Annotated in this window: 16 protein-coding genes; 6 read left to right on the top strand and 10 right to left on the bottom strand. The window is 45.9% G+C overall.

The window, feature by feature from the left end:
* The first annotated feature begins 26 nt into the window (after nt 1–26).
* Complete coding sequence (locus RIC07_RS23170) at nt 27–275, top strand: hypothetical protein (RefSeq protein ID WP_006100796.1); 249 nt, start codon at nt 27–29, stop codon at nt 273–275.
* Nucleotides 276–584: 309 nt separating this feature from the next.
* Nucleotides 585–1,706 (top strand): RRXRR domain-containing protein, encoded by a 1,122-nt coding sequence (locus RIC07_RS23165; protein ID WP_446396567.1) that lies wholly within the window; start codon nt 585–587, stop codon nt 1,704–1,706.
* Between the two features lie 329 nt (nt 1,707–2,035).
* On the opposite strand, the gene RIC07_RS23160 is transcribed toward RIC07_RS23165, so the two are convergent.
* The 6 genes from RIC07_RS23160 to RIC07_RS23135 all read right to left on the bottom strand — a co-directional run bounded on the left by RIC07_RS23160 (nt 2,036) and on the right by RIC07_RS23135 (nt 15,315).
* Nucleotides 2,036–2,482, bottom strand: a complete 447-nt coding sequence (locus RIC07_RS23160) for a hypothetical protein (protein ID WP_446396566.1) — start codon at nt 2,480–2,482, stop codon at nt 2,036–2,038.
* A 175-nt stretch (nt 2,483–2,657) separates the two neighbouring features.
* On the bottom strand, nt 2,658–4,262 hold the full coding sequence (locus RIC07_RS23155) for an Hsp70 family protein (RefSeq protein WP_446396565.1): 1,605 nt from the start codon (nt 4,260–4,262) through the stop codon (nt 2,658–2,660).
* 55 nt (nt 4,263–4,317) lie between these two features.
* Nucleotides 4,318–7,041, bottom strand: coding sequence for a PAS domain S-box protein (locus RIC07_RS23150; RefSeq protein ID WP_446396564.1), 2,724 nt, complete (start codon nt 7,039–7,041; stop codon nt 4,318–4,320).
* 11 nt (nt 7,042–7,052) lie between these two features.
* Nucleotides 7,053–9,005: a response regulator gene (locus RIC07_RS23145; RefSeq protein ID WP_446396563.1), complete on the bottom strand. Its 1,953-nt coding sequence runs from the start codon at nt 9,003–9,005 to the stop codon at nt 7,053–7,055.
* A gap of 505 nt (nt 9,006–9,510) precedes the next feature.
* Nucleotides 9,511–12,795, bottom strand: coding sequence for a PAS domain S-box protein (locus tag RIC07_RS23140; protein ID WP_446396562.1), 3,285 nt, complete (start codon nt 12,793–12,795; stop codon nt 9,511–9,513).
* 327 nt (nt 12,796–13,122) lie between these two features.
* Nucleotides 13,123–15,315: a lytic transglycosylase domain-containing protein gene (locus RIC07_RS23135; RefSeq protein WP_446396561.1), complete on the bottom strand. Its 2,193-nt coding sequence runs from the start codon at nt 15,313–15,315 to the stop codon at nt 13,123–13,125.
* A 338-nt stretch (nt 15,316–15,653) separates the two neighbouring features.
* Here RIC07_RS23135 and RIC07_RS23130 point away from each other — a divergent pair, with 338 nt between their 5' ends.
* The 3 genes from RIC07_RS23130 (at nt 15,654) to RIC07_RS23120 (ending at nt 19,209) form a co-directional block, all read left to right on the top strand.
* Entirely contained in the window at nt 15,654–17,126 is a 1,473-nt protein-coding gene (locus RIC07_RS23130; protein ID WP_446396580.1) for a leucyl aminopeptidase, read from the top strand.
* Nucleotides 17,127–17,274: 148 nt separating this feature from the next.
* Nucleotides 17,275–18,510 carry an AAA family ATPase gene (locus RIC07_RS23125; RefSeq protein WP_446374434.1) on the top strand — a complete coding sequence of 412 codons (1,236 nt, stop codon included), beginning with the start codon at nt 17,275–17,277 and terminating at the stop codon, nt 18,508–18,510.
* Nucleotides 18,511–18,516: 6 nt separating this feature from the next.
* Nucleotides 18,517–19,209 carry a hypothetical protein gene (locus tag RIC07_RS23120; RefSeq protein ID WP_446396560.1) on the top strand — a complete coding sequence of 231 codons (693 nt, stop codon included), beginning with the start codon at nt 18,517–18,519 and terminating at the stop codon, nt 19,207–19,209.
* 48 nt (nt 19,210–19,257) lie between these two features.
* Here the strand turns inward: RIC07_RS23120 and RIC07_RS23115 are convergent, their stop codons facing one another.
* Nucleotides 19,258–19,455 carry a DUF6464 family protein gene (locus tag RIC07_RS23115; RefSeq protein ID WP_446396559.1) on the bottom strand — a complete coding sequence of 66 codons (198 nt, stop codon included), beginning with the start codon at nt 19,453–19,455 and terminating at the stop codon, nt 19,258–19,260.
* Nucleotides 19,456–19,849: 394 nt separating this feature from the next.
* Nucleotides 19,850–23,056 (bottom strand): glycoside hydrolase family 9 protein, encoded by a 3,207-nt coding sequence (locus RIC07_RS23110; RefSeq protein WP_446396558.1) that lies wholly within the window; start codon nt 23,054–23,056, stop codon nt 19,850–19,852.
* Between the two features lie 273 nt (nt 23,057–23,329).
* Between RIC07_RS23110 and RIC07_RS23105 the strand changes: the two genes are divergently transcribed.
* Nucleotides 23,330–23,656, top strand: coding sequence for a hypothetical protein (locus RIC07_RS23105; protein WP_446396557.1), 327 nt, complete (start codon nt 23,330–23,332; stop codon nt 23,654–23,656).
* 155 nt (nt 23,657–23,811) lie between these two features.
* Here the strand turns inward: RIC07_RS23105 and RIC07_RS23100 are convergent, their stop codons facing one another.
* Together RIC07_RS23100 and RIC07_RS23095 are read right to left on the bottom strand one after the other, a co-directional pair.
* Nucleotides 23,812–24,876 carry an LOG family protein gene (locus RIC07_RS23100; protein ID WP_446374422.1) on the bottom strand — a complete coding sequence of 355 codons (1,065 nt, stop codon included), beginning with the start codon at nt 24,874–24,876 and terminating at the stop codon, nt 23,812–23,814.
* 235 nt (nt 24,877–25,111) lie between these two features.
* A complete protein-coding gene (locus RIC07_RS23095) occupies nt 25,112–26,359 on the bottom strand; it encodes an MFS transporter (protein WP_446396556.1) in 1,248 nt (415 codons plus the stop codon).
* Nucleotides 26,360–26,699: the final 340 nt, after the last annotated feature.

The following is a 26,699-nucleotide window of genomic DNA, read 5'->3' as shown; positions in this document are numbered from 1 at the left end:
AGATTGATTATTAACATTAGACAACGATGCCAAAACCGACACAAGCCCACATGTCTCGCACAATCTCTAAGAGTCAACCCAGTGGTGCGAAGGATATGACTAAACGCCAGATGGAATATTATATGGGAGCGAAGCTGATTGAGGTTGGGGTTAATCCGAAATCTGCGATTTATCGTTGGTCAGTCGAAGATAAAGGAAGTCGTGAAGTCTGGACGTATAGTGCCTACTGGAGTGATTCTAAAGAGGAATTATTGCAGAAGGAACAGGAATCGTAGTGCAGCGCCCTTGGAAATACTTGAGTAACTTCGTAGATTTCAACAACCCTAACCTAGCTATCGCTTCTCTGTTAGGGATTGCTAGAGACAAATCTAGCAACGCAAGAGTTGAATATCCGCACTGAGTCTAAACTTGGTACAGACTTCCGAATACTTCCCTAGTTCGGATTATCTCTAAGACTTTTTGTTGAGTCGCTATTTGGTTAGGACATCTTAGTTTAGATGCGGGAAGGGACTAAACACTTTCACTCGTGAGGTTTATCACCCATGTTACGAGTACCCGTTCTATCAAAATCAGGCAAACCGCTAATGCCCACAAAGCCTAGCCGTGCTAGACGTTGGTTAAAAGAGGGTAAAGCCAAAATCGCACACAACGATTTAGAATGTTTTGCCATTCAGTTAACCTTTGACACACAAGAGGATACTCAGCCTATAGCTTTGGGTATAGACCCTGGGAAATGTTACTCAGGGATTGGGGTTCAGTCGAGTTCCGTTACTCTCTGGATGGGACATCTAGCCTTACCGTTCAAAACAGTTAAGGAACGGATGGAATTACGGCGGGTGATGCGTCGAGCAAGGCGAGGGAGGCGCATTAACCGGAAGCTGCCTTACTCTAAACGTTGCCATCGTCAAAAGCGGTTTGATAATCGCAAGCAAGCCAAACTACCTCCCTCAATCCGAGCCAACAAACAGCTAGAGTTACGGGTAGTCAAAGAGTTGTTTAAGCTGTTCCCGATTAGTGCCATTCACTATGAGTTGGTTATGGCTGATGTAGATAAAACCAGTGGTCGCAAATCAGCTCGGTCTGGTGTTGGTTTCTCTCCAGTCATGGTAGGTCAGCGACAGATGTTGACTTGGTTGTCTAAACTAGCTCCAGTGACAACCCACCAAGGATGGCAACGAGACGGTAACGGAACCAGTCAACTTAGGCAGTGGTTAGGACTAGAAAAAGACAAGAAAAACAAAGCTAATCAGACACCTGCAACCCATGCTGTCGATGGTGTGACTCTAGCCGCGTTTGAATTTATACAATGGAGAGAATGGCACTCGAATAATGCAAAGCATGGGAGTTGGTGTGGCGATGTTCAAATCACACCTGCGTCATTTGCCATAGTCCGTAGACCACCAATTAGCCGTAGGCAGTTACATCTTTGTGTTCCATCCAAGGGCGGCAAACGGCGCAAGTATGGCGGTACAGTTACCCGTCATGGGTTCAGAAAAGGAGACAAAGTTATAGCCGAAAAAGCCGGAAAAACTTACATCGGCTGGTGTTCTGGAGACACTGAGAGACAAGTGTCAGTTAGCGATGCTAATTGGAAGCGACTTGGGCAATTTAGCGCCAAAAAAGTCCAGTTGTTGCAGCGAAGCACAGGATTAATCGTTCGCCGCCAAGCGAAGTCGAAATGTCGGGTCCTTCACCTGGATTGTTGACGCTGAGCGAAGCCGAAGCGTCAAATCTCCCCTTGTTGAAAGGGTCGATTTGACCTCTATCCCTCCCCAACCTGCTTCGCTGAGGTTGGGGTCTCACGAGGTAAAGCGATGATGAAGCTGGGGAAGCTGGGGAAGCTGGGGAAGCTGGGGGAGATATTAGCTGTTGGCGTTATTTCTGCCTTCTTGCACTAGGATAAAAAGCTAGAAGGCAGAAGGTAGCTGCGTCTGGGAGCAAGGGTGTAGGGGCGGGTTTTACCGATAGCGTTTTGTCGGTTTTCGATAAGTTAACTAAACCCGCCCTTGCTAAGAAACAGGGGGAATCCATGTCTTTAATTCTCATTCGATAGACGATTTTCTTCCTGTTGACGCTTCCAATCTTCCAAAACGTTGATCCGTTCGGCTAGAGTAATATAGTCGCCCCATAAATCTACATCTCTGCCTTCTAAACGAATCACTCGTCTTTCATGTCCAACAATAATATCTCTCAAGTCGCTGATAGAAGCGCGGAGATTGCCAATATCACGTTCTAAGCTAGTCATGCGTTCATTGCTAGCGGCAAAGGATTCCTCGACGCGACTCATGCGTTCATTGCTAGCCGCAAGGGATTTCTCGACGCGACTCATGCGTTCATTACTAGCCGCGAGGGATTCCTCGACGCGACTCATCCGTTCATTACTAGCCGCGAGGGATTCCTCGACGCGACTCATCCGTTCATTACTAGCTGTGGCAAATTGCTCTAATACAGCTTCGATTCGGTTTAATCTATCGTCGCTCATAAAGATAATCCTACAGCATTGTTGGGAGGGATAAAGAATATTATAGAAGGTTGGGTTTCGCTGTGGCTGAACCCAACCTACAAATTAGCTGCATCTGATTCCTTTTAATTGAAATGTTACTTTATAGTTGGCGCTTAAATGCTTATGGCGCTAAAGCGCAACTACGAACGAACAGTTAACTGAGTTGGGCGACTATTTGGTTTTGTAAGACGGTTTGTTCGGTGAGTAAGTCGTCTACGGTTAATCGTAATGCGCGATCGCGATCGACTGAAAATTTGAGTTTGATCCGATCGCGCCCCGGATTTCCTGGGGGTGTAAGCTGGGCAATGGTTCTGGCACCGTCGCGATCATTTAAGGGTTGTACTGAGGTTTTGCCGCCCCCAAGTTGGCGTGTGACTAAGCGATCGCCTTCAAAGTATACCTCTGTTGCTCCTGTTTCTGCGCCTAATTCTCCGACGATTAATTCAATGCTGGGTTGATTCTCTATTGACGCCCCCACTACTAATTCCACGGGATTACTCATCGGATAGGGTTGTCCGGCTTTAATTATTGGATGCCAATTGTGACGGTTATTCCGTCGATCCCAGTAGCGAATTCCATAGCTATGGTAGAGGAAGTCTTGGACTTCAATCCCTTGGGCTAATTGTAATGCGCCTTGGGCGATGGCTTCAAAGGGTTTTCGAGAACGAATCTTTTCGGCGTTAAAGTATTGCTTCACCCACTCTTGAACGGCGGGTATTTTTACGGTTCCCCCCACTAATAATACAGCATCAATGTCTGCAACTTCGATACCACTGCGCCGTGCTTGTTGTAGGAGTTGGGTCATTCTCTCATTCAGGTTATCAAAGAATTGGTACTCCGTTAAAATGGTTTCAAAGGTTTGCCGATCCAGATTCAGTTCATAACTCTCTAGTGTTTCATCATTAAAGTAAACTTCCGTGGCTGTGGATTCTGAAGATAGCTTAATTTTCAGGCGTTCCGCCAATCGCGTGGTTAAGGGCGATCGCGAAATTCCCTGGGTTTGGACAAAGTAATCTACTAGCCAGTTATCAATATCTGATCCGCCTAAGTTCTGCCCTGCTTTGGCGAGTACTCGGGCTATTTTGGGCTTTTGTCCCGAACGTTCACCTAAGACTTTCTCGCCCCATTTCAAGATAAAACCCAGGGGCTTTGTTCCGGTTTGTACCTCTTGATTTAACTGCACCAGGGATAAATCCAAAGTCCCCCCACCGAAATCCACCACCAGGAGGGTTTCACCGTCTGCTACACCATACCCCAAAGCGGCGGCGGTTGGTTCATCCAGTATCCGCAGTTGTTCCACGGGTAAGGATTGACAAACCTCTGTTAACCAGTGGCGATAAGCCTCAAAGCTATCGACGGGTACGGTAAGAATTAAGGATTCAATCGTGTCTGTGGGAGAAGGGGAGACTTTGGCGATAATTTGGCGGAGGAACCATTGTCCAATTTGCTCAAAACTGATGGTTTGTTGATCCAATTCCGGCAAAAATCCCTGAATCTGGGAACCTATCCCCCGTTTGAAGCTGGAGAAAAAGCGAGGATCGGTGGTAAGATCTAAGCCGCGATCGCGGACGGTTTGACCGACGATAACTTTACCTTGCTGGGCATCCTCAACATAGACCAAACTGGGAATCAGGGGTGGATTTTGGGCAAGTTGTAGTGATAAACCGGGTAGGTTGACGGTTTCCGCTTCGCCAGTGGCGGCGTTCCAGCGCGTGATAACTGTATTGCTTGTGCCAAAATCAATTGCGTAGTTTGTCATTTGTCTTTAGACAGGGAACAGGGAACAGGGAACAGGGAATAGGAATTTATCCTTTTCATTTTACAATAGGAATTTCGACAATAAACTCTGTTCCTTGACCTGGATTTGAAACACACTGAAGTTGACCTTGATGTTTCTCGACAATAATTTCATGGCTAATTGATAAGCCCAATCCGGTGCCGCGTCCTACTGGTTTTGTGGTAAAGAATGGATCAAAGATTTGGGGAATAATATCGGCATTAATTCCGGCACCATTATCCGCAATCCGAATAACGGCAAAGTCCGAGGGTTGCTGTTTATGACCATTATCGTCTGCACTCTGACTCTTTTGAACCATTTCGGTGTGAATTTTAATCACGCGGGGAGCAGGTTTATTATCTAAGGCATCAATTCCATTACTCAGTACGTTCATAAATACCTGATTTAACTGACTGGCGTAGCAGGTAATTGCTGGGAGTGTACCGTATTCTTTAATCACTTCAATTTGGGGACGATTGCCTGATGCCTTGAGGCGATGCTGTAAAATTATCAAGGTATTATCTATACTTTCATGAATATCAATTGTTTTTCGCTCGGATTCATGATGTCGAGAGAAAATCCGTAAGGATTGAACAATTTGCTGAATGCGATCAGCACCTATCTCCATCGATTTGATGACATTCTGCCAATCCTCACTGACGAACTCCCAGTCAATTTCATCAATAATCTCTTCGATTTCTTCAGGCGGATTGGGGTAGTTTTTGGTATAGGCATTAATTAAGCGAGTGAGATCGACAAAATAATTTTTAGCATACATGAGATTCCCGCCAATAAAGTTGACCGGATTATTAATTTCATGCGCCACACCTGCCACCATTTGCCCTAAGCTGGACATTTTCTCATTATGAATCAGTTGAGTTTGGGCGCGTTTGAGTTCAGCTAATGCTGTCTCTAGTTGGATCGATTTTTCCTGTTCTCGCTGAATCGATTGATGCAAGGCTTCCTCGGCTTGTTTGCGTTGGCAGATATCTTTGAGTGAACCCACCATCCGCTGAGGTTTTCCGTCTTCATCCCACAAAGCTTGTCCGCGACACATTACCCATTTATAGTCACCATTTTGGCATTGTAAGCGATATTCAATTTCATAATAAGGGATTTTTTGCTGCAAGTAGTTTTGGGTGGTTTCGACAATTTGCTCGACATCATCGGGATGGATACGACTAATCCATTCATCAAAACGATGTACAATTTTGCAGGTGTCATCGTGGCAATTTTGATTGCCGATAATTTCCTGAAACCGCTCAGACGTAAACACTTCACCACTTTGTAAATTCCAATCCCAAATTCCATCATTATTGCCTTGTAAGACTAACTGCCAGCGTTCTTCACTTTGGCGTAAATCTTCTTCAATTCGCTTGCGTTCGGTAATATCTTTGCCGACGATGATTATACAGCGTTCCCCTTTCAAATCAATAAACTCAGCCGATAATAATAAGGTAATAATCTCACCCCATTTAGTCCGCCATTCCGTTTCCCAGTTACCCAGTGATCCTTGTCGATGTAAAAGCTGTTCAAACTGAGCCATATTTTCCGGATTGACGACCAAGTTTAGATCAAAAATTGTCTGACCAATGACAGTTTTTCTCTCATACCCCAATAGATTGAGAAAACTTTGATTCACATCGATATAGCGTCCGTCTGGGCAAGTGCTAATCGTAATCGGGTCAGGGCTACAACTAAAAGCTTTGGCAAATTTTTCTTCTGAGATTTGGCGGGCAACTTCGGCGCGTTGCCGTTCTTGGACTTCTAAGAGTAATGAGGTGAGATCGGCGATGGAACGGGCAAAGTTTTGCTCTTCTGGTGTCCAATGTCGGTACGTTTCTATCTGTTCAATACATAACACACCTACAGTTTTTCCGCCCAATCGTAAAGGGGTGTCTAGCATTGATGTTATGTTTAATCCCTGTAGGTAAGACTCCAGCAAGTCACCACTTCTGGGATCGCTCATCACATCATCTACTGCAACGAGGGGAGTCTCACTTAAAGCGTTAAAGTAAAGCGGATGGTTAGCTAGGGCTAGGCTTAACCCGGTGGTATGTTGGCAGTGACTTTGCTGGAATAAATCCAGACATTCAATATGAGTTTTTTGTTGATTATAGAGCCAAATACCGACTCGTTCTACTTCAAGGGTACGGGCTGTGACTTCGGTGATTTTCTGAAACGCTAATTCTAAATTTCCCTGATATAAAATTTTATTTTTAGCCAGTTCAATGAGTAAACTATTTTGATGGCTAAGCTGTCTTGCCTGTTGGCGAAGTTGGTTCTCGGCTTGCTGGCGATCGCGAATTTCTTGTTGGAGTAAACTATTTTGCTCTTTTAACTGGTTCTGTAATCCTTGCAGGAGCAGTTGATGTTCGATCCGAACTAAAATTTCTTCCGGTTGGAACGGTTTAGTAATATAGTCAGCCCCGCCAATTTTTAACGCTTTGACTTTCTCTGCCGCTTCCGTCAATGCGCTTAAGAAAATAATCGGAATATCTTTGGTTCTCGAGTTTGACTTCAGACATTGACAAACACTATACCCATCCATATCCGCCATGACAATATCCAGTAAAATCAAATCAGGAGGCGACGAAATTGCCGCATGGATGGCGAGTTTACCACAAATAGCCCGTTGAATGTTATAATGTCCTTTCTCCAATACATCCGATAAAAAGCGTAAATTATTGGGATTATCGTCAACCACTAATATCGTTATTTTAGGTTTATTCAATACCGTTGATAATTGTTGACTTAACATTACTCTAGTCCTTATGAATGATTGATGACAGCCTGAGTCACTCGCACAATAACATCCAGTCTAAAATTATGAAGTAAATCTTTTAATGCCTTGGCTAAATCTGCCTTTTCTGTTGGCAGTTCCTGAATCAACTGAGCAATCATCGCTTCATCTAACTGATTAGCTGCCTGTGCTAATTCAGTCACCCAGGCTGAAGGTAGACTGGATAACTCTGAACAGAAAAACGAGTCTGGTTTTTCTTGGGTGCTATAACTTGATCGAGAGACAGGTAAACCATCTGATAACTCTTCATAACGATAGCGCACTCCTAAATGGTGGGCAATTGTGTCAAAAATTTGCTCCTCTGTAAACGGTTTCCGGACAAAATCCTCAGATCCGGCGGCTAAAATCTCTTCTCGCCTTTCCTCAAAAGCGCTAGCGGTTAAGGCGATAATAATAGTTCTAGATAAATCGAGGACTGAGTTGGATTGAGATAACCGTTCTTTTTCTTTGCTTTTAAGCCGTCGCGTTGCTTCTAACCCATCCATCATTGGCATACGTGTATCCATAAAAATCAAGTGAGGTTGCCAACTTTCCCATAACGGTAAGCATTCCATCCCATTTGCCGCCTCCCGCACTTCAAAGCCAATCGGTTCGAGTAATTTAATCAGCAACAGGCGATTTTCTGGGGTATCATCAACGACGAGGATACGATAGGTTGGTTGATTGGGTTCTAAGCATAAGACGCGCTGACGGGGTTGGGGGGTAACGGGGTAGACATCTGCCGGACTAATTTTAATACTAAACTTAAAAATTGTCCCCTTGCCGACAACACTACTGACGGTAATGGTTCCCCCCATCAGTTGCACAAATTTGCGGGTAATGGTTAACCCTAAACCTGTGCCTTCCGCCATTTTTTGTCCGGTTTCGGTTTGGACAAAGGCATCAAATAAGTTGTCAATTTCAGCCGGAGAAATACCCGCTCCCGTATCTTCTACTTCAAACTGGAGTCGGGGGGGAAATGCTGACAATGATGATGAGTCGGTGTCGGAATGGTTTTGATTGGTTAACGCCTCCGTTGCCAAATTTACTCGTAAGGTAATTGTACCCTGTTCGGTAAATTTAATCGCGTTACCTAAAAGATTAATCAAACACACCCGTAATTTTTTTGCATCGGTTTTTATGGTTTGCGGAACATTGGGGGCGACAATGAAAACTAGATTTAACTTTTTCTGTTCGGCTTTAATTTGGAACATTTCTTCCAAATTATCTAACAAGCGATACAAATCAAAGCTGGTTTCATAGAGAGAAATAATCCCTGCTTCAATCTTCGATAAATCTAAGACATCATTAATTAAGTCCAGTAAATGTTCACCACTGCGATTAATAATACCCAGATATTCTCGTTGTTCCGGCGTAATTTTAAGATCACGACTCATGACTTGGGTAAACCCTAAAATAGCATTCAAGGGCGTGCGGAGTTCGTGACTCATATTGGCTAGAAATTCACTTTTAGCTTTAGAGGCAGCGGCGGCGGCTTTTTCGGCTTTGCGTCGCTCTTGAATTTCCTGCTCTAATTTTTGATGGCGATCGCGTACTTCTTGAGACAGTCGCCGAATCGTCAGTTGATGCTCCACCCGCGCCAAGACTTCTTCAACTTGAAAGGGTTTGGTGATGTAATCAACACCACCCACGCGGAAGGCTTTGACTTTATCCAAAACATCATCAATGGCACTAATAAAAATGATGGGAATTTCACGAGTCTCCGGATCAGCTTTGAGATTTTCACAGACTTGATACCCATCCATTTCTGGCATCCGGATATCCAGTAATATGAGATCGGGTTGGGCAGATTTAGCGGCGCGAATTGCCATTTTCCCTTTAACCACACCCCGCACTTGATAGCCTTGCTCCGACAAGGTGGCGGATAAAACTTGTAAGTTTTCTGGGGTATCGTCAACAATTAATAGGTTGCCTTTAGTCATTTGTTATTGGTCTTATGTTATTCGGTATTTGAATCAGGGCGGGTTTTGTTGCTCAGTTATTGGTTTTTAATTAGGGTTAGTCCCTAAACTATTGGTGTCAACTTAAGCTCAACCCCTCACCCAAGCCAGCCCTCACCCCCAGCCCCTCTCCCAAGCCAGCCCTCACCCCCAGCCCCTCTCCCAAGCCAGCCCTCACCCCCAGCCCCTCTCCCAAGCTTGGGAGAGGGGAGCAAGAGGGGAGCAAGAGGGGAGCAAGAAGGGAGCAAGAAAATCCGATCCCCCTTCTCCCGTGTAAAAAAAGCGAAGCATCCTCTGTCCTCCCCCCTCTTGTAGGGGGGAACGAGGGGGGTGGAGAAGGGGTTAGGGGATGAGGGGGAAAATTGAGAGGAGTAGACAGACACAGCTTTAAACCTTGTCAGTATTAGTTTGCACCTTAAGTTGACACCAATGTCCCTAAACCCGCCCCTACACATTCACGCGCCATGCCCTCAAAGGTTGCGAAGGGTCAAAACTCCTTCATCCCTGCTTCAACTAAATCGATAATTTGATCACAACGGAAGTTATTGACCATATCTGTGATAGCTTGGGCGATCGCGGCGTGGGTTGGCGGGATTTGCTCGATAAGCTGGAAAATCCGTTCGTTATCAATCGAATCTGCCGCTTGGTATAGTTCATGAATCCACTCCTTAGACATAATTGTCAGGGCTTGAGCCGTTAGGGGTTGAGTTAATGCTGGCTTGTCATCCTCCGGCGCTGTTGATGCGGTTGGCTGTTCGTAGACATACTGCACCCCCAAATAGTGGGCTATCTTATTAAAGATTACGTCTTCTCGGAAGGGTTTGCGAACAAAATCGTCACACCCAGCTGAGAGAACCAGCGATCGCTCTTCTTCAAACGCACTGGCGGTAAGGGCTAACACCACGGTAGCTTGACCTTGGAGATGCCCTTTGATGTGTTTGGTGGCTTCATATCCATCCATCACAGGCATTCGCATATCCATCCAAATCAGGTGAGGTTCCCAGCTAGTCCAGATCGCGATCGCGTCTTGCCCATTCACCGCTTCTCGCACGGAAAATCCCACGGCGGTTAGCAGTTTTACCAATAATAAGCGACTTTCTAGGCGATCATCCACTACAAGGATACGGTAATTGGGTTGTCCGGGTACCAAGCCAACTACGCGAGGCGTCGCTGACTGGGTTTCTAGCTCAATTCCTTCCACCCGGTTAACGTCAATATCAAAGGTAAAAATACTGCCTTGGTTCAAGCGGCTACTGACGTGAATCTCTCCGCCCATGAGTCGCACAAATTGTTGACTAATAGGCAACCCTAATCCTGTACCTTCTAGGGATTTTCGTCCTGCTTCAGTTTGCACAAAAGCCTCAAATAATGATTCAATTTCCTCGCTCGCAATACCGGGTCCCGTATCTTCAATTTCAAATCTTAGTTTTTGAGGGATTGGGAAAGTATTAAATGTTGGGTGTTGAGTTGATTCTCCCATTTTCCCCTGCTCCCAGACGTAGCATGCTACGTCTCTACACCGCTTCCCCTGCACCTCTTTAACGCGCAAGGTAACACCTCCCTGGCTGGTAAATTTAATCGCGTTACTCAGTAAGTTAATTAAGACTTGGCGCAGCTTTCCTTCATCAGTCTCTACATAACGAGGTAGTGGCTCATTATAATCAAAGACTAACTGCAATCCTTTATTTTCCGCCTGTAACTTGAACATTTCTTCTAAAATTTGCAGCACCCCATATAGATCAAAACTTTGGCAATTGAGTTTGACATGACCGACTTCAATTTTGGACAGTTGCAGTACATTATTAATCAGACTGAGTAAATGTTCACCCGATCGACAAATAATGCCAATATGGTTGCGTTGTTCTTGGGTTAGGGAAGAGTCGCGCTCTAACAACTGAGCAAAACCAATAATGGCATTCAGGGGAGTCCGTAATTCATGACTCATATTGGACAGGAATTTGCTTTTGGCACGATTTGCCTGTTCAGCGGTTTCTTTGGCGAGTTGTAGAGCAAATTCCGCCTGCTTGCGATCGCTAATATCTTGGCTGACGGCGATCAGACAGGTTTGCTCATCTAGGTTAATTTGTTCAGCTGAGAGTAAGGCGGTGCGAATGTCTCCCGATTTGGTACGAAACTCAAATTCGTAGTTGCGAATAATCCCCTTGTTTGATATGGCTTTTAACATCTGGTTTCGGTCTTTTTGATTCACCCAGAGATTCAAATCAAGGGCTGTGCGACCAAGAATTTCTGGGGCAGAATAGCCAGTAAACTGACAGAAGCTATCATTCACATCAATATGACAGCCATCACTTAAGCGGGTAATTGTCATCGCGCTGGGACTCGAACGGAAGGCACGGGCAAACTTTTCTTCCGATTGATACAATGCAAATTGGGTGCGTTTGCGATCGGTAATATTGCGGGCAACCCAGATAACGGAATTGTTGGGTAATGGGGCAATACTGGCGGTAAACCAAACCCGTTGCTCGGCATCATTTAAACTGTAATCAAAATGAATCGGTTCTTGAGTTTCGATAACCTGGTGAATTTGCTGGAACCAACTTTGAGTATTGTCACTGTCGAGAAATTGCTCAATCGTTTGGTTAATCAGGGGTATTGATTTTTTAATATCACGAGTGGGTCGAGTTGGTGCAACTTGAATATCATTAGTTTGAGGATCAATAATTAGGATAATATCAGGCATTGCCTCAAATACTGCTCGCATTTTGCCCTCAGAGGTTCGCAATTTTTGCTCAAGTAACTTGCGTTCTTCAATTTCTTGGTGAAGTTGCTGATTTTTGGTTTCTAATTCTTGGGTGCGATCGCGGACTGCTTGTTCTAGGGTTTGGTTATACTCGGTTAAAATTTTCTCGGTACGTTTGCGGGCGGTAATATCTTTGAATACACTAATGCCATAGAGCAGAGTTCCCTGTTCATCATAGATGGGCATTGCCTGCATTTCTAGGGGAATTTGCTGATTCGCGTGACGCACTTCTAAGTCGTCAACGGTTACGGTTTCACCCTGGAGCGATCGCGCGATCGGTAAGCGGTCTAAAGGATATAATTGATTGGTGTCTGCTCTATAAAGTTGATAGGTGGAACAAAGTTGATCGGTGGGGAGATTTGGATCTAAATCCTGTGCCAAAATCTGCTTGGCTTGTTGATTCATAAAGTAAAGCTTACCGCTAGCCTCCACCACCAACACGCCAACAGGTACTGCTTCCAAAAATTGCGCCAGCCGATGTTCACTTTCGCGCACCGCTTCTTCGGCTTGATCGTGCAACTGTTCAAAGACAAGATCACCATGTTCTGTGGATGTCTCTAGTACAATTTTTAAATCTGTATTTTCTTGCTTGAGGCGTACATTTTCGGCGTTGAGGTGATGAAGATGTAACTGAATCTGGATTCGGGCTAAAAGTTCGGCTTGGGTAAAGGGGGCAATTAAATAATCAGTCGCCCCGGCTTCTAGGAGTGAGGGTAATGCCTTGATGTCGTTGTGAGAAATAGCGACAATAATCGGCACATCATTGAACTGTGGCGTTCTTTTCAGATTTTGGATTTGCTCATGGATGTTAATACCTGGATGATTAATCGCAATGATAATTAAGTGAGGGAGAGAATCAGGATTAAGGCTAGAGAGATACTGTTCAAGGTTGTCGGCGTGAATCAGACTATAGTCCGAGGGAAATAATGACTGAGTAATACAGGGATATTTTTGGTCAGCATCATCGACAACTAATACTCTTATCAATTGCTCCTGCATTAAACTATTCATGCTCAATCGTTATAGTGACAACAGTGAGGTAGACCTATCCCCAACTTCGTTAATATTGTAGGGTGCGTTAGCGAAGCGTAACGCACCATTGTTAGTGATCGTCTTAAAAATGTAGTGGCGTGACACAGCTAAAATTGTGCAATAGATTGACGGTTAAATTGGGCGCACGTCGTGGGAAATTGGGCGCACGTCGGTGCGCCCCTACAATTCTCATTCACCATTTTAGGTGGATCGGCGCTAAATCAGGGCACGATAATCAGAGTACCCCTACCGAATTAATGCGCTCTAAACGGTGGTAGGGGCATGGCATTGCCCGATTATCACCATCTAGGGAGAAATTACAGGTTGACTCTTAGAATATTTCCGCAACAACTGATTAACCTCTGGATTATACAACCGCAAATAATTCCAATAATTCTCAAAAACTGCCTCCACATATCCCTTCGTTTCCGCAAAGGGAATTTGCTCAATAAACGCATCGGGATCAGTTGTATCGTACTTCCTGATCCACTTCGCCACATTCCCTGGACCCGCATTGTAACTCGCGACAGCAAATAAAGAATGGTTATTGTATTCTTGGTGAGTATGATCTAAATACCAGGTTCCCAATTTGACATTATCATCGGGATCAGTTAAATCATAATCCTGAAGCTGAATTTTATCGGCAATCCATTGACCCGTTCCCGGCATCACTTGCATTAACCCCCTGGCTCCTGCTATAGACCCAATTTCGGGTTCAAACCGCGATTCTTGGCGAATTAAACCAATTACCAATAAAGGATTCAGTTGACGTTGACCTGACCAGTTGTTAACGTATTCAAAAAATGGTAGAGGAAACAGCGTATACCAGTAAGCGGGTTCAGCACGCAAGGCTTGCCATTGCCGACGTTCTTCCGGGGTTTCGCGCTGACTCAAAAACCAAACTTGGTTAATCCCATTAATGTTATCACCTACCCCTAAACGCATGACGCCATCGGTGAACTGTTCAGCAACCGTGGGTTCCTGGCGATTCTCAAACTCGGCTTGCCAAAGCGTCCAACTATCCTGATTTTGTCCCAATAGATGCAATTCTTTTAACGTATCCGATCCAGCCGGAAGTCGCGATCGCGTTTTCGGTAGCACCACCGTCGGATTCACATCCCGCACCGTGGTAAAGTCCCCCACATCCCAGCCTAAAAATCGGGCAGACCGCCACGCATAATAGGATTCGGGATACTGTGCCAAAACGTGTTCAAACGCGGATGTAGCTTCCTCTTGGCGTCCCAGTTCCATTGCCCATCTGCCCACCCAAAACGCGGCTTCCGGGGCGATGGAACTATCGGGACTATCTGTGGTAATCGGTTGCGCCCATTGCCATGCTTCGGCGAGATTCCCAGCTTGGGCTTTCTGATTTGCCACCTGCCAACGATAGTCTGCGGCGGCATCAGAACTCGGATATTGAGTTAACACCGATTGACGGGCTTGGGCGGCAGATTGAGAACTCCCCAATGCATCCAGGATGTTGGCTTTGGTGAGTAGGGCTTCGGGGGCTTCATCGGGAAACTTAGCAACGACTTGATCCAGATAAGGGATTGCCTCTTGGGAGGGTAAAAGACTCGCCAGACGCCGCAATCCTAACCCTGTTTCCTTGGCATCGGGAAAGGTGCGAATAAGCTGTTGATAGGCGGCTTTCGCTTCTTGGCGTTTCCCTTTGACGTGATAGCCGCGCCCGACTCGGTAAGCATTTTCTGGCGTGGGCGGGGCTTTGGTGTAGGCTTTGGCAGCTTTGGCATATTCGCGGGTTTTCCAATAGCCAAAGGCAATCGTCTGCCAGTCTTCGGGTTGTAACTGGGATGCATACTCATTCACCAAGCGATCGCGAATTCCGCCACTCCCAGGAGCATCGTATGCTGATTTTGCCAAGAGTAAGAGTAAATCTAGTTGTTTAGGATTCTCTTGCAGCTTCTGGCGGACAATATCCAGGGTAAGGGGATGAGTCGGAAATTGTGCGATCGCCTGTTGCCAATAGTCTGGATTCGATTCCCCTAAAACATAAAGGGCGTGCGCTGCTACGGGTTCATTCGGATAAGTCTCTAGAATCCCTTGCCAAGCTTGTTCGGCGTTAGCTGTATCCCCCATCGCTGTATAGGCTTGAGCGCGTTTCAGGGCAATGTGAGAAGCTAACTGGGGATACTTCGCGTCCAATCCCTCTAGCCATTGAAGTGCCGCCTCTGGCTGCTGTTGTCCAATTAAATCCGACGCCAACAAATAGCGGGCGCGAGATTGATCCAGAGATTGACGCCCCGAAGCAATGTCCATCAGTTGTTCTGCCCTGGCTTCGGGGGATAAGGAGACTAAGGGCAATACCAGGGATTGAGCATCCTTTTGAGTCAAACCCAGTTCACTTTGCGGGGACTCACCGACCCAGTTTTCCAGAATACCAGTCTGTCGGAGGACAAACCAAGACGAACCACATAAGGCAATAAATAGCAATCCCGCCCCGACTGCTACAGGAACTCTGTATTTTTGTACCTTTAGCATGAAACCTATTTCGCCCAATACTGATAAAATCTACTGTCTCCCATTGTGACGAACGATCAGGAAAATGGGTGACATTTAGGGGAAGATGGGGAAGCAATGTAGAGACGTAGCATGCTACGTCTGGGAGCAGGGGGAGCTGGGGGAGCAGAGGGAGCTGGGGTAGCAAATGACAAATGACAAATGACGAATGACGAATGACGAATGACGAATGACAAATGACAAATGACAAATGACAAATGACGAATGACGAATGACGAATGACAAATGACAAATGACAAATGACGAATGACGAATGCAATACTAAAGATGAGGTAAAAGATAAGAGACAGAACCAAGGAATGGAAATTCGAGCCACGGATACACCACGGGTAGATTGGACTGGTGATGCCCTAGCACTGGGATTCTTTGAAGATGCTGTAGAGTTAACGGGTGATTTAGCCCAGCTTGATCAGAAACTCTCTGGTACGCTGAAGGAACTGATTGAGGAAACCGAGTTTAAAGGAAGCGTTGGCAGTAGTGCTGTAACTCGTGTGGGTGCCGGTAGCTCAGTTCGTAAGGTTATTTTAGTCGGGTTGGGTAAATCGGATGACCTAACGGTAGACAGTTTACGTCGGGTAGCGGCGGCGATCGCGCGGATGGCAAAGCAGCAAAAGAGTAAAACTCTGGGTGTTAGTCTCCCGGCGACGAATAATGATACCGCCCTCAGCGCCCAGGCGATCGCAGAAGGGATTACTCTAGCATTGCATCTGGATAATCGCTTTAAGTCAGAACCGGAAGATAAGGGGGCGAAACTCGAACAGGTTGAATTATTGGGACTTGGTGATGTCCAAGCCGCGATTAACCAAGGGAATGCCATTTGTGAAGGGGTAATCTTAGCACGAGAGTTAGTCGCCGCCCCCCCGAATTCTGTCACTCCCCTAACCTTGGCACAGACAGCCCAGGATATTGCCTCTGCCTATGGCATGACGCTAGAAATATTAGAGCGAGACGAATGCGAAAAGTTAGGCATGGGCGCGTTTTTGGGTGTGGCGCAAGCCTCAGAAATGCCACCCAAGTTTATTCATCTCACCTATAAACCTGAAGGAACACCACGTCGGAAACTGGCGATTGTGGGGAAGGGATTAACCTTTGATTCCGGTGGCTTAAACCTAAAAGTCTCAGGTAGCGGCATCGAAACCATGAAAATGGATATGGGAGGGGCGGGTGCTACCCTCGGTGCAGCTAAGGCGATTGGTGAATTAAAGCCGGATGTGGAGGTTCACTTTATTAGTGCCGCAACGGAGAATATGATTAGTGGTCATGCGTTGCATCCCGGTGATATCCTTACGGCGTCCAATGGCAAAACCATTGAGGTGAATAATACCGACGCCGAAGGACGACTGACGCTGGCGGATGCGTTGGTGTTTGCCGAAAAGTTGGAGTTAGACGCGATCGTGGATTTAGCCACCCTCACCGGGGCTTGTGTTGTGGCTCTCGGTAATGATATTGGTGGACTTTGGACAACCGATGACACCCTCGCAACTCAATTCAAAACCGCATCGGAAAAAGCGGGTGAAAAATTCTGGCAGATGCCGATGGAAGAGAAATACTTTGAGGGAATGAAGTCACCCATTGCTGACATGAAAAACACGGGTCCTCGTGCAGGGGGTTCAATCACGGCGGCTCTATTCTTAAAGCAGTTTGTGAAAGAGACATCGTGGGCGCATTTAGATATTGCTGGTCCGGTTTGGGCAGATAAAGAAGACGGGTGCAATAATGCTGGGGCTACAGGTTTTCCAGTTCGCACGCTGGTTCACTGGGTTTTGGCGTAATACCAAGTTGCCGTCAAAGCGGTAATCTGTTACTTAATTTGATGGATTCGTAGGGGCGCAAGGCTTGCGCCCTGATTAAAATTTGTGAGAAAATTTTCCAATCTCGCACACGCCACTCGCTTTGATTAACCAACAAAATGGGGAGTAAATGATGACAAGCGAAAAAAACAAAGAAAGTATTGAAATCCGTGGGCATTTAGGTCCGATCCAGGCTATAGATGCTCCTCTTACCTTAGAAATATCTCCTCTCACCGTTTTTATTGGACCACAAGGAACAGGTAAGTCTCTAGTGAGTCAATTGTTATATTTCTTTCGTGATGCACAATACTTAATTTCTACTCATTCAAAGCAAGAAGGTCCAGAAATTAGTGTCCGAAAAGTAATAGAAGGTATTCGTTCAGGAGAAAAGAGTGCCCGATCATTTTCTTCTTTTGTAATGGGAAACAATGTCGATATTCAGTACAAAACACAAGACAGTAATCAAGATGACTATGACTGGACAATTACCTGCTATGAGTCAAACCGGAAAATCCGACCGAGGCGCGAGTTTAACCAGGCAATTAAATCATGGTTGATGAAAATAGCAGAGAATCCCTCATCATCAGGAGATATTCAATCAAATGCCCTATTTATTCCAGCAGAGCGATCGTTTTTTTCACGTTTAATTAATTCAGATCCCCAGTCTCTAGGAGGGTCTGAACTACCTATTACAATGCGTGAATTTACGACGTTTCTCTTCAAGTCAGCCAATACTCATCAAAAATGGCAAGAAAGTTCTCAGAGAAAGCCATTAGAAGTGAGTGAAATCGATAAGATAATTACGCATGAATTACGTGGGTATGCCGTTTTTTCTAGAAAGGGACCTTATGCTCGTAGATGGCAATGGATGCCTGAAAATAGTAATCGTCCAATTGAAATAGAAATGGCATCTTCGGGGCAAATGGAAACTTGGCCCATGGTTTCCATTGCTCAAGCAATGTTTGGATGGGAAACAGGGCAAAGACCATTATTTATACATATTGAAGAACCAGAAACACACCTCCATCCTTCTGCTCAAGTTGCTATCACTAAACTATTAGCTTACTTATGTAATAAAGGATTTCGGCTTGTCATCACCACTCACTCAATATTTGTCTTGTATGTTTTAAATAATTTGATTTTAGCAGCTCAAAATTTGCCTGAACAAAATTTTGAAAATATTCCCAACTCTTCATTTAGGCTCCCATCCAATCAGTTGTCAGCCTATTTATTTTCAGAGGGGACTGCTGTTTCAATTCGCGATCAAGAATCTGGGCAATTGGATGAAAGTAAGCTGTCCAGTGTATTGGGCAATCTTGAGATGCAGTATAACCAAATTCAAGCTTATGACATTTTGTGGAGATAGCGTGTAATGCCTTTGGATTGTACAGGTGAGAGCTTACCGGACATTCCCGAAATTGAATCTCAAGAGAATCCCAACTCTTTGGATGACTTTTGCTTGATTCTGAATACGAATGATCAAGTTATCTTTTATGAAAATCTTTCTGGGGCTAACTATAAATACTGGATGATTTTAGAAGCTGATGATTATCCGCTTACCGCTTGTGATCTGGAAAAATATGCAGACTATGCATCTCAAAATAACCAGTGGCTAGGGAGAAGAGCCGACTACTTAATTATTGGCTCTCATCAAGGTGATTGTTACCTTGTTGTCGTTGAGTTGCGCCAAGTCTTAGTCAAAACAAAGCAAGAGGATGACAAGTTTGAGCAGTTACGACAATCTATTAAACAAATCATTGAGCATCTAGAAATAATTAGTAACTCTACATCATTAGAAGCAGTGTATATAAATCCAAGTTCCTACAAAATAATTGGAGTGCTCATTGCTCCAGCTAATACAAGAAGCTTTAGTCGTGGGGAACTTAACCCTATAGTTGCAATTAACTCTCACAAAGTATTAATCAGAACCTTACCCAAGAATGCGTTGTCTGATTGCAAAATAACATGGACGGATTTGCTCCAGAGGATAGGTTTACCTCCCAACCATAGAGCAGGTACATCAAATCCTGAGTTTGATATTCCTGTCACTCATACTCCGTCATAAAATTTCTGGCAAATTTTACTTTTAAATAGTAGTTTAATTGTATCAGCGTTAATCGGACGTTACCTCCGGTTCATACTCGTGACAGCCTTCGCAGGAACCGAGAGGGTTTACAGCACAAAGCAAGAATGCTGAATTCGCATAATATCGACAGGTATGCTTTTTATCGACCGTGTTTGATAATTGCCTCATGCGTTGCTCGTGAAAATTAATCAAGCGTTTAATCTGAGCATGGGATTTTAGTCTCATGCGTTTAAATCCAATTGTTGTCATCGCTAACTTCACCAAAGACAGTTGTAAGGTCTATTTCCTTAATTTTCTCTAGACAACGGTATAATAATTCCTAATTATGCCATAAAATATCTACCCAATTGCACAGATACAATGGGTAACCGGATGCATTATTCAGATTTTGCACCTTTCCCTAGTGAATAATACGGAGAAACGCTTGGAAGTAAGCGCCAGAAATGTCCACTTTTGGGCAAATCTGGGTAGGTCTTATGTAACGAAAAAAGCCGCGTCTCCTGAGAAACGCAGCTATTGACTTGAAAAACTCGGTGCGGTAGAATTGCCCTATTAATTACTTCTAATCAAACCAAATTAACAAGCAGGATAATTGCTCAGCTATCCTGCTTATTTTTCTCTAGGACGCGACGACATCGGCAACGGTCAACGAATTCAAGTTATCGAGATTGAGTCCCGAAATAGTATCGAGCGTTTGTCCGCCAAATTCTCCGTACATTCTAGCCAATGCTCCGGTTAAGCCAGCATTGTAGTCCATCGCTACTTCATTCCGAATGAAGTCCGTGCGCTCATCGACATAATCAAAATCATCGGCTGAAGCTGGACCGCCGACCATCGCCCCGTAAAGGGTGTGTAGATTATCGCGAGAATCACTGATATTTGTCACTCCAGAAGCCGCACGGTGGTGGGGATTGAGTGCATAGTCCTCACCAAAACCAACCATGTAGCTGAAGTCGCGGGGATTATCGCCTAAGATGTAGTCAATTTGTCCCTCAGCAAAATCCGAGTATTGACCATTGGGGTCATTCACCGTATCCGCGTAGACGCCAGCCAGGAATGAGGTATTGGCGCTGTAGCGCAGAGAACCCCACTGACTCAGCCATGCGAGTCCACCATCGGTATAGGTTGCGGTGCTACCGCCGGGAAGCCAGGAGTTTAACCAGCCTTCCACATCACCTTTATACTCAGATTTCCCAGTTTCCTGAGCTAACATGATAGCCGAACCATAAGATTTGTCATCCCACGATTGCGTCCACCCTGGACCAATTCCCTGGTATAAACTTTCGGCTTTGTTGAGATAGGTCGTATCTGTACTACCCGCCGCCTCAGTTGCTTTGTGTAGCCAGGTAGCCCCCCAAACTAGCTCGTCTTGGAAGCCGCTGAAGGAATTGTAGAATTGACCCGCATCTGGAATCGCGTCAGTATACGTACCGCGATATTGGTCGGCAAAATCGTAGAGTTGTTGGGCGTTCTGTAGCAGGGTATCCGCGTAGGCTTCGTCTACTCCTCGGAAGACAATCGAAGCCGCCGCCAGAGACGCCGCTGCTTCCCCGGCTAAATCAGACCCAGGATTCTGGCGGTCGATTTTATAGGCGGGTCGTTCCATGGTCATGTCTTCCGGAGCGCCCCAGAAAGCGTGGTCAATGTTACCGTCTCCAACCTGTCCGTAAAACTCTTTCGTCCCTTGACCATCGGTGACATGAGCTTTGAGAATGTAATCAGTACCCCACTTGATGGAGTCCAGAATCTCTTCAAATTGTCCACTTTGCTGATAAGCATCCTGGTATTCAACCGCGCCCCAACTCAGCATCGTCATTGAAGCGGCTCCGGGTAAGCCGAACTTAACATGGTCTCCTGCGTCGTAATAACCGCCCGTGAGGTCAAGTCCCACATCTGAGCCATCGTTTAGAGCCGAATCACCGCGCCAAGGGAGAGGATTGGTATCGGGTAAGTCACCAGAACGTTGAGCATAGTAGAAGAGGATAGACTTTTGCAGCGCTTCCCCATAATTAAAATCCCCTTGCTGAGGAGGGGGTTGGGATGAATCGTTATTGAGAATGGTTCCCACCCCTTGACTGTCTCCAATCGTGGCGTTACTAGCATTGGAGAGATTAACGTTAAACGTCTCATCGCTCTCGACCGTCGTGTCTCCAGTGACAGCGACACTAATAGTTTTCGAGGTTTCTCCCGCCGCAAAGGTCAGGGTGCCAGATTCAGCGGTGTAGTCAGACCCCGCTGTCGCTGTGTCATTGCCAGTTCCGTAGTCAACGCTGATTGACTCCGTGCTAGCGGCGGAGAGGCTGACCGTAAATGTCGCGTTTTTACTCCCGCTATCGCCCTCGGTGACACTGACATCATTGATCGATAACTGGGACAAGACTGGAGTAGAATCATCATTATCGATAATTGTGCCAACACCTTGACCATCGGCAATTGTAGCGTTGTTAGCTTGGGAGAGGTTCACCTTGAAGGTTTCATTCGCCTCATCCAGGGTGTCACCGAGGATGGGTACGGTGAACGTTTTGCTGGTTTGTCCAGGGCTGAAATTCAGTGTACCGGATTTGGCAGTATAGTCAGACCCAGCAATGGCGGTGTCATTCGCCGTGGCGTAATTCACACTGACGCTTTGAGTACTCGCCTCTGAGAGGTTGACAGTAAATGTCGCATTTTTCGTGCCACTATTGCCTTCGGTAAGGCTGACATCATTAATTGAAAGGGTTGGTGGCGTGGGTGAACTGGTACTGGGGACAATATCAATGTAGTTCACATTAAACGAGTTGGAGAGCATATCCAGGCGCAGTTGCTGACTCCCAGCGGAGAGGTTCACCCCTTGAGCCGTCACATCCGTCCAATTTTGCCATCCCCCTGTTCCGCCAAAGCTCAGGGTTTCACTTTCACCCCCAACCGAAACCTTTAAACTGCGTGTCCCTGACTGCGCTGAGGCAACACGAGCAACAATGTCGTAGGTTCCGGCTTCAGGAATGTTGACATCGTAGGTTAACCATTCCCCTTGCTGAATCCAGCCAACATTGAAGCCGCCACCCAAATCGGTAGTGGCTTGGATATCTACATCATCAGAGCGAAACGCCCCCCCTGTGTTACCTGAGCTTTTATCGAAGAAACTGATATAGTCTTCCGCTTGAACTCGGATGGGAGTATTGGCGGGAGGAGAGCTAGAGTCATCATTGTTAATCGTACCCACCCCTTGAGCATCAGCAATCGTTCCGTTGCTGGGATTGGAGAGGTTAAGTCTGAAGGTTTCATTGCTCTCCACCGTCGTGTCCCCAATTACAGGCACACTGACAATTTTAGAGGTTTCTCCCGCCGCAAAGGTGAGTGTACCCGATTGAGCGGTGTAGTCAGACCCCGCCGTGGCTGTGTCATTGTCAGTCCCATACTCAACCGTCACCTCTTGGTCACTGGCTTCGGACAGGTTGACGACAAACTCAGCCGCAACCGTACCACTGTCACCTTCAGTAACGGTTACATCATCAACAGAAAGCGTCGGTATGGATGGAGACGTGCCAATGGATTCTCCATTCAGACTATAACCTGTTGGTTCAATACTGTCGCCACTACCGTTAAAACCGAAAGAGACCGTACCATCAGCCGCTAGCGTGCCGTTATAACTGAGGTTGCGAACTGTATAACGGTTGCCTTCTTGACTAACAATTTCCGCACCCCAGATATTCGTAATTTCAAAGGGAGCTTCAAACTCCAGAGTCCAACCATTTACATTGCTGGAACTATTGTTGGCAATTTCTAGATTCGCGGTAAAGCCACTTCCCCAATCGTTGGCAATGTTAAAATCTACAGCAAAAGTCATTCTTTAACTCCTATTAGTGAGCGCATTGAGCAAGAACAAAAGCAAGGATTTGTTCTCAGAGCAGGAATTGGCAGCTACAATAATGTTTGCTCGGACATTTTTTCTGGTGCTATTCGCAGGTACCACTAATAGCTATTCTGGCAAGCAGAATATGAAGTGTCATCATTTTTTAATAAAGTTATTTTAAAGATTAATAAAAGAAAAATAAAAGCAATATTTGGCTTTAAAAATAAAAATAAATATATTTTTTGCCCTGAAAATATATTTATAATTGTGTTCATTCTTTTTTCTCCCATTATCTGTTTCAAGAAGAAAGGAAGCGGAGGTGTTGGGGGTGCAGGGGAGATGGGGGAGTTATCAGGAGCAGGGGGAGCAGGGGGAGCTGGGGGAGCTGGGGGAGCTGAGGGAGCAGGGGGAGCTGGGGGAGCTGGGGGAGCTGGGGGAGCTGGGGGAGCTGGGGGAGCAGGGGAAGCAGGGGAAGCTGAGGGAGCTGGGGGAGCTGGGGGAGCAGGGGAAGCTGGGGAAGCTGGGGAAGCTGGGGGAGCAGGGGAAGCTGGGGAAGCTGGGGAAGCTGGGGAAGCTGGGGGAGATTTCCCATGACAAATGACAAATGACAAATGACAAATGACAAATGACAAATGACAAATGACAAATGACAAATGACAAATGACAAATGACAAATGACAAATGACAAAGGACGAATGACAAATGACAAATGACGACCTCCGCCTTTAACGTTTATTGTGCCTACCTATTTATTTACGTTCAGGATGGGTTGTTTCTGGGGATGCAGCCGCCATTTGACTAATCCGAGCAATCAATTGATAGAGACGTCCAGAATCTTTGCGGTTAAAGTAAAAAATTAAGCGGGGCAAATCCGCTGTTTCATCCGGAAGTTCTTCCGGTAAAGCGTTGCTCTTGTCAATCTGACCTTTGACGACAATATCACTAAACTCAGCATTAAGCTGTTCAACCTCAGCATCAGACAACTCTGATTTAAGCCGCATCACGAACCGATCGCCGACATAACGACTAGAGTGATAGACACTGTAGAACTGATGAATTGCCTCATAAGCCACATCCAGATTATCCGTCACCGTATAAAGGCTAGTATCTTCTGGGCTGATTAACCCTCGTTGAATTAAATGCTTGCGAAGATAGGCATCCCAATCGTGCCAGTATGTACCACCAGGGCGATCAATCAAAACCAATGGTACTGGTTCAAGTCGCCCGGTTTGACAGAGGGTTAAACATTCAAACGCTTCATCCTGCGTACCAAAGCCACCCGGAAAAAGCGCGATCGCGTCACTTTCTTTAAGGAAGAATAGTTTGCGGGTAAAGAAATATTTAAACCGAATCAGTTTCGGATCTCCCTGAATAAACGGATTCGTTTCCTCAAAGGGAAGCTGAATATTCAAACCAAAGGAATTTTCCGCGCCAGCACCTAAATGTCCGGCTTCCATAATGCCACCGCCAGCGCCTGTCATCACCATAAAACCGTGCTGGGTCAAATAGCGGGCAAACTCAGCAGCGATTTTATATTCTGGCGTCTGGGAGTCAATCCGGGCTGACCCAAAAATCGTGACCTTGCGAACGTGACGATAGGGATAGAATACTTGAAAGGCAGATTCCATATCCTCTAACGTCGCCGTGAGGATTTTCCAATCTAGGCGATCAATCTCCTCCTGAGTCAGCCGAACCAGTACGCCTAAAGCACGTTGAATCCATTTTTCATCAGTCAGATTTGGCAGTCGCTCAATAAGTGCCGCTAAATCGCTCTTAAGTAACTGTGGATCAGAGTATGAAGGAGATGGAGTCATTGCTACTTTCTCTAACGGCTCTCTATTTTATCAATGATTGTCATTGGTCATTTGTCATTCGTCATTTGTCATTCGTCATTCGTCATTCGTCATTCGTCATTTGTCATGGGAAATCTCCCCCAGCTTCCCTATCTCCCCCTGCTCCCTCTGCTCCCCCTGCTCCCCCTGCTCCCCCTGCTCCCCCTGCTTCCAGACGTAGCATGCTACGTCTCTACATTCTCCTGCACCCGGAACACTAAGACTCGACCTCTCGATAAACATAAATATCTCGCTCCCGCCCTACAGCAAATCTGAGGGAATGAGATAAGGTTTTGCTCGATTGAGTCGTGAAAATAATCACAGCTAAGACAATCAAACCCGCTGCGCCCAGAAAAATGCTGGGATAGCCCAGAGGTTCAGCCATCGTACCCCAAACCGGACCTGCGATCGCAATCCCTAAATCAAACCCCGCAATACAAGCCGAGAACACGCGCCCACGTTCATGGGCACCGGAGCGATCGGAAATTAAGGCGATCATCAAGGGTAATAAAATCCCCGCCCCTGATCCTTGAATTAAACCAATCACCAAAAAGGCTTGTGGGGTTTGCGCTTGAGAAAACAGGGTTAAGGCGATTCCATAGCCAATCAGACTCCCGGTAATAAACACGCCTCGTCCGTACCGATCAGACGCCCGCCCCGCGATTAAACGCATCCCGAAACTCCCTATCGCCACCGCCGTGAAAAACCAGCCCGGATTTAAATCGACATTTGTGGCTCGGATATACAACGCCGCAAATGTACTCACCCCACCAAACGCCAACCCAGCCAAAAGCAACACCACAGCCGGAATCCGCAACCGGGGACTCACCAATAGCTGCCAGAATCCTTTGAATGTCAGTTTAGCTGTTTTCGATTTTGCTCCCTGGATTCGCTCAGGTTCCCGCACCTGGCTAGCACAAACAAACGCTAATAAACCCAGTCCCCCAGAAAATAGAAAAAACGCGGTGTAACCCGCTTGAGCTTCCAGCAATCCCCCCAAGGCTGGACCTAATCCCATACCCAAGGGCGTCACCAGACTCATATAGCCAATCAACTCTCCTCGCTGACCTACGGGTGACAAATCGGTCACCAAGGCGATATAGCCTGTCGTAAATGCCGCTAAACCAATCCCGTGAAAGACCCGGATTGCCATTAACCAGGCAATCGAATCCGCAAACAAATACCCTAAAGGTGCGATCGCCATCACAATCGTACCAATCAGGATCACCAGTTTACGGCTATGTTGATCGGCTAAATGTCCTAAACGTTGTCGAAACATTAACAACCCGATCGCAAAGCCGCCCATCACCATCCCGACTTGCTGGGTTGTTCCCCCCATGTCTTCAATGTAAGGGGGTAATGCTGGTAGCATCGAAGCTAAACTTGACCAAAACAGAAGACCCGCCGCGAATAGAGCGAGTAGGTTCCTGCGTTGTTGCGCTTCCATGGTTCTGAAGATTTTCATGAGTCATCCTGGTTCTATTTACTATTCTTAACATTTGACGAAACAACCTCCCTCGCCCGATAGATGGGTCTGTCTGCATCGGCAACGGTAGAATCCAATAGCCAAATGTAAAGATTAAGTAAAGATTAAGCAAATATTAAGAAAGCAAAAATTGGTTTAAATCTTTGGCATAATTTAATCATGGAAATTTAATTTAAGTGGTTAATTTCAATCATTTTTTGTCATAAAACCCGTTACAAAATGCAGATAAAACAAGAAATACATTGTCCGAATTGTGGCAGTAAAGCTCAACGAGAATACTGTTTTAAAACGAATATCTCTAATACTCAATGTCCAGCGT

Origin of the sequence: Coleofasciculus sp. E1-EBD-02, from assembly GCF_040218245.1 — a bacterium.
In the GTDB taxonomy this organism is placed as follows: Bacteria; Cyanobacteriota; Cyanobacteriia; order Cyanobacteriales; family Coleofasciculaceae; genus Coleofasciculus.
The sequence above is the reverse complement of the archived record's forward strand: the minus strand, read 5'-3'. Positions and strand labels throughout refer to the sequence as shown.

Excerpts from the sequence above, each read along its gene's own strand:
- RIC07_RS23170 (WP_006100796.1), top strand. The coding sequence starts at position 27 with ATGCCAAAACCGACACAAGCCCACATGTCTCGCACAATCTCTAAGAGT.
- RIC07_RS23165 (WP_446396567.1), top strand. The coding sequence starts at position 585 with ATGCCCACAAAGCCTAGCCGTGCTAGACGTTGGTTAAAAGAGGGTAAA.
- RIC07_RS23160 (WP_446396566.1), bottom strand. The coding sequence starts at position 2,482 with ATGAGCGACGATAGATTAAACCGAATCGAAGCTGTATTAGAGCAATTT.
- RIC07_RS23155 (WP_446396565.1), bottom strand. The coding sequence starts at position 4,262 with ATGACAAACTACGCAATTGATTTTGGCACAAGCAATACAGTTATCACG.
- RIC07_RS23150 (WP_446396564.1), bottom strand. The coding sequence starts at position 7,041 with ATGTTAAGTCAACAATTATCAACGGTATTGAATAAACCTAAAATAACG.
- RIC07_RS23145 (WP_446396563.1), bottom strand. The coding sequence starts at position 9,005 with ATGACTAAAGGCAACCTATTAATTGTTGACGATACCCCAGAAAACTTA.
- RIC07_RS23140 (WP_446396562.1), bottom strand. The coding sequence starts at position 12,795 with ATGAATAGTTTAATGCAGGAGCAATTGATAAGAGTATTAGTTGTCGAT.
- RIC07_RS23135 (WP_446396561.1), bottom strand. The coding sequence starts at position 15,315 with ATGCTAAAGGTACAAAAATACAGAGTTCCTGTAGCAGTCGGGGCGGGA.
- RIC07_RS23130 (WP_446396580.1), top strand. The coding sequence starts at position 15,654 with ATGGAAATTCGAGCCACGGATACACCACGGGTAGATTGGACTGGTGAT.
- RIC07_RS23125 (WP_446374434.1), top strand. The coding sequence starts at position 17,275 with ATGATGACAAGCGAAAAAAACAAAGAAAGTATTGAAATCCGTGGGCAT.
- RIC07_RS23120 (WP_446396560.1), top strand. The coding sequence starts at position 18,517 with ATGCCTTTGGATTGTACAGGTGAGAGCTTACCGGACATTCCCGAAATT.
- RIC07_RS23115 (WP_446396559.1), bottom strand. The coding sequence starts at position 19,455 with ATGAGACTAAAATCCCATGCTCAGATTAAACGCTTGATTAATTTTCAC.
- RIC07_RS23110 (WP_446396558.1), bottom strand. The coding sequence starts at position 23,056 with ATGACTTTTGCTGTAGATTTTAACATTGCCAACGATTGGGGAAGTGGC.
- RIC07_RS23100 (WP_446374422.1), bottom strand. The coding sequence starts at position 24,876 with ATGACTCCATCTCCTTCATACTCTGATCCACAGTTACTTAAGAGCGAT.
- RIC07_RS23095 (WP_446396556.1), bottom strand. The coding sequence starts at position 26,359 with ATGAAAATCTTCAGAACCATGGAAGCGCAACAACGCAGGAACCTACTC.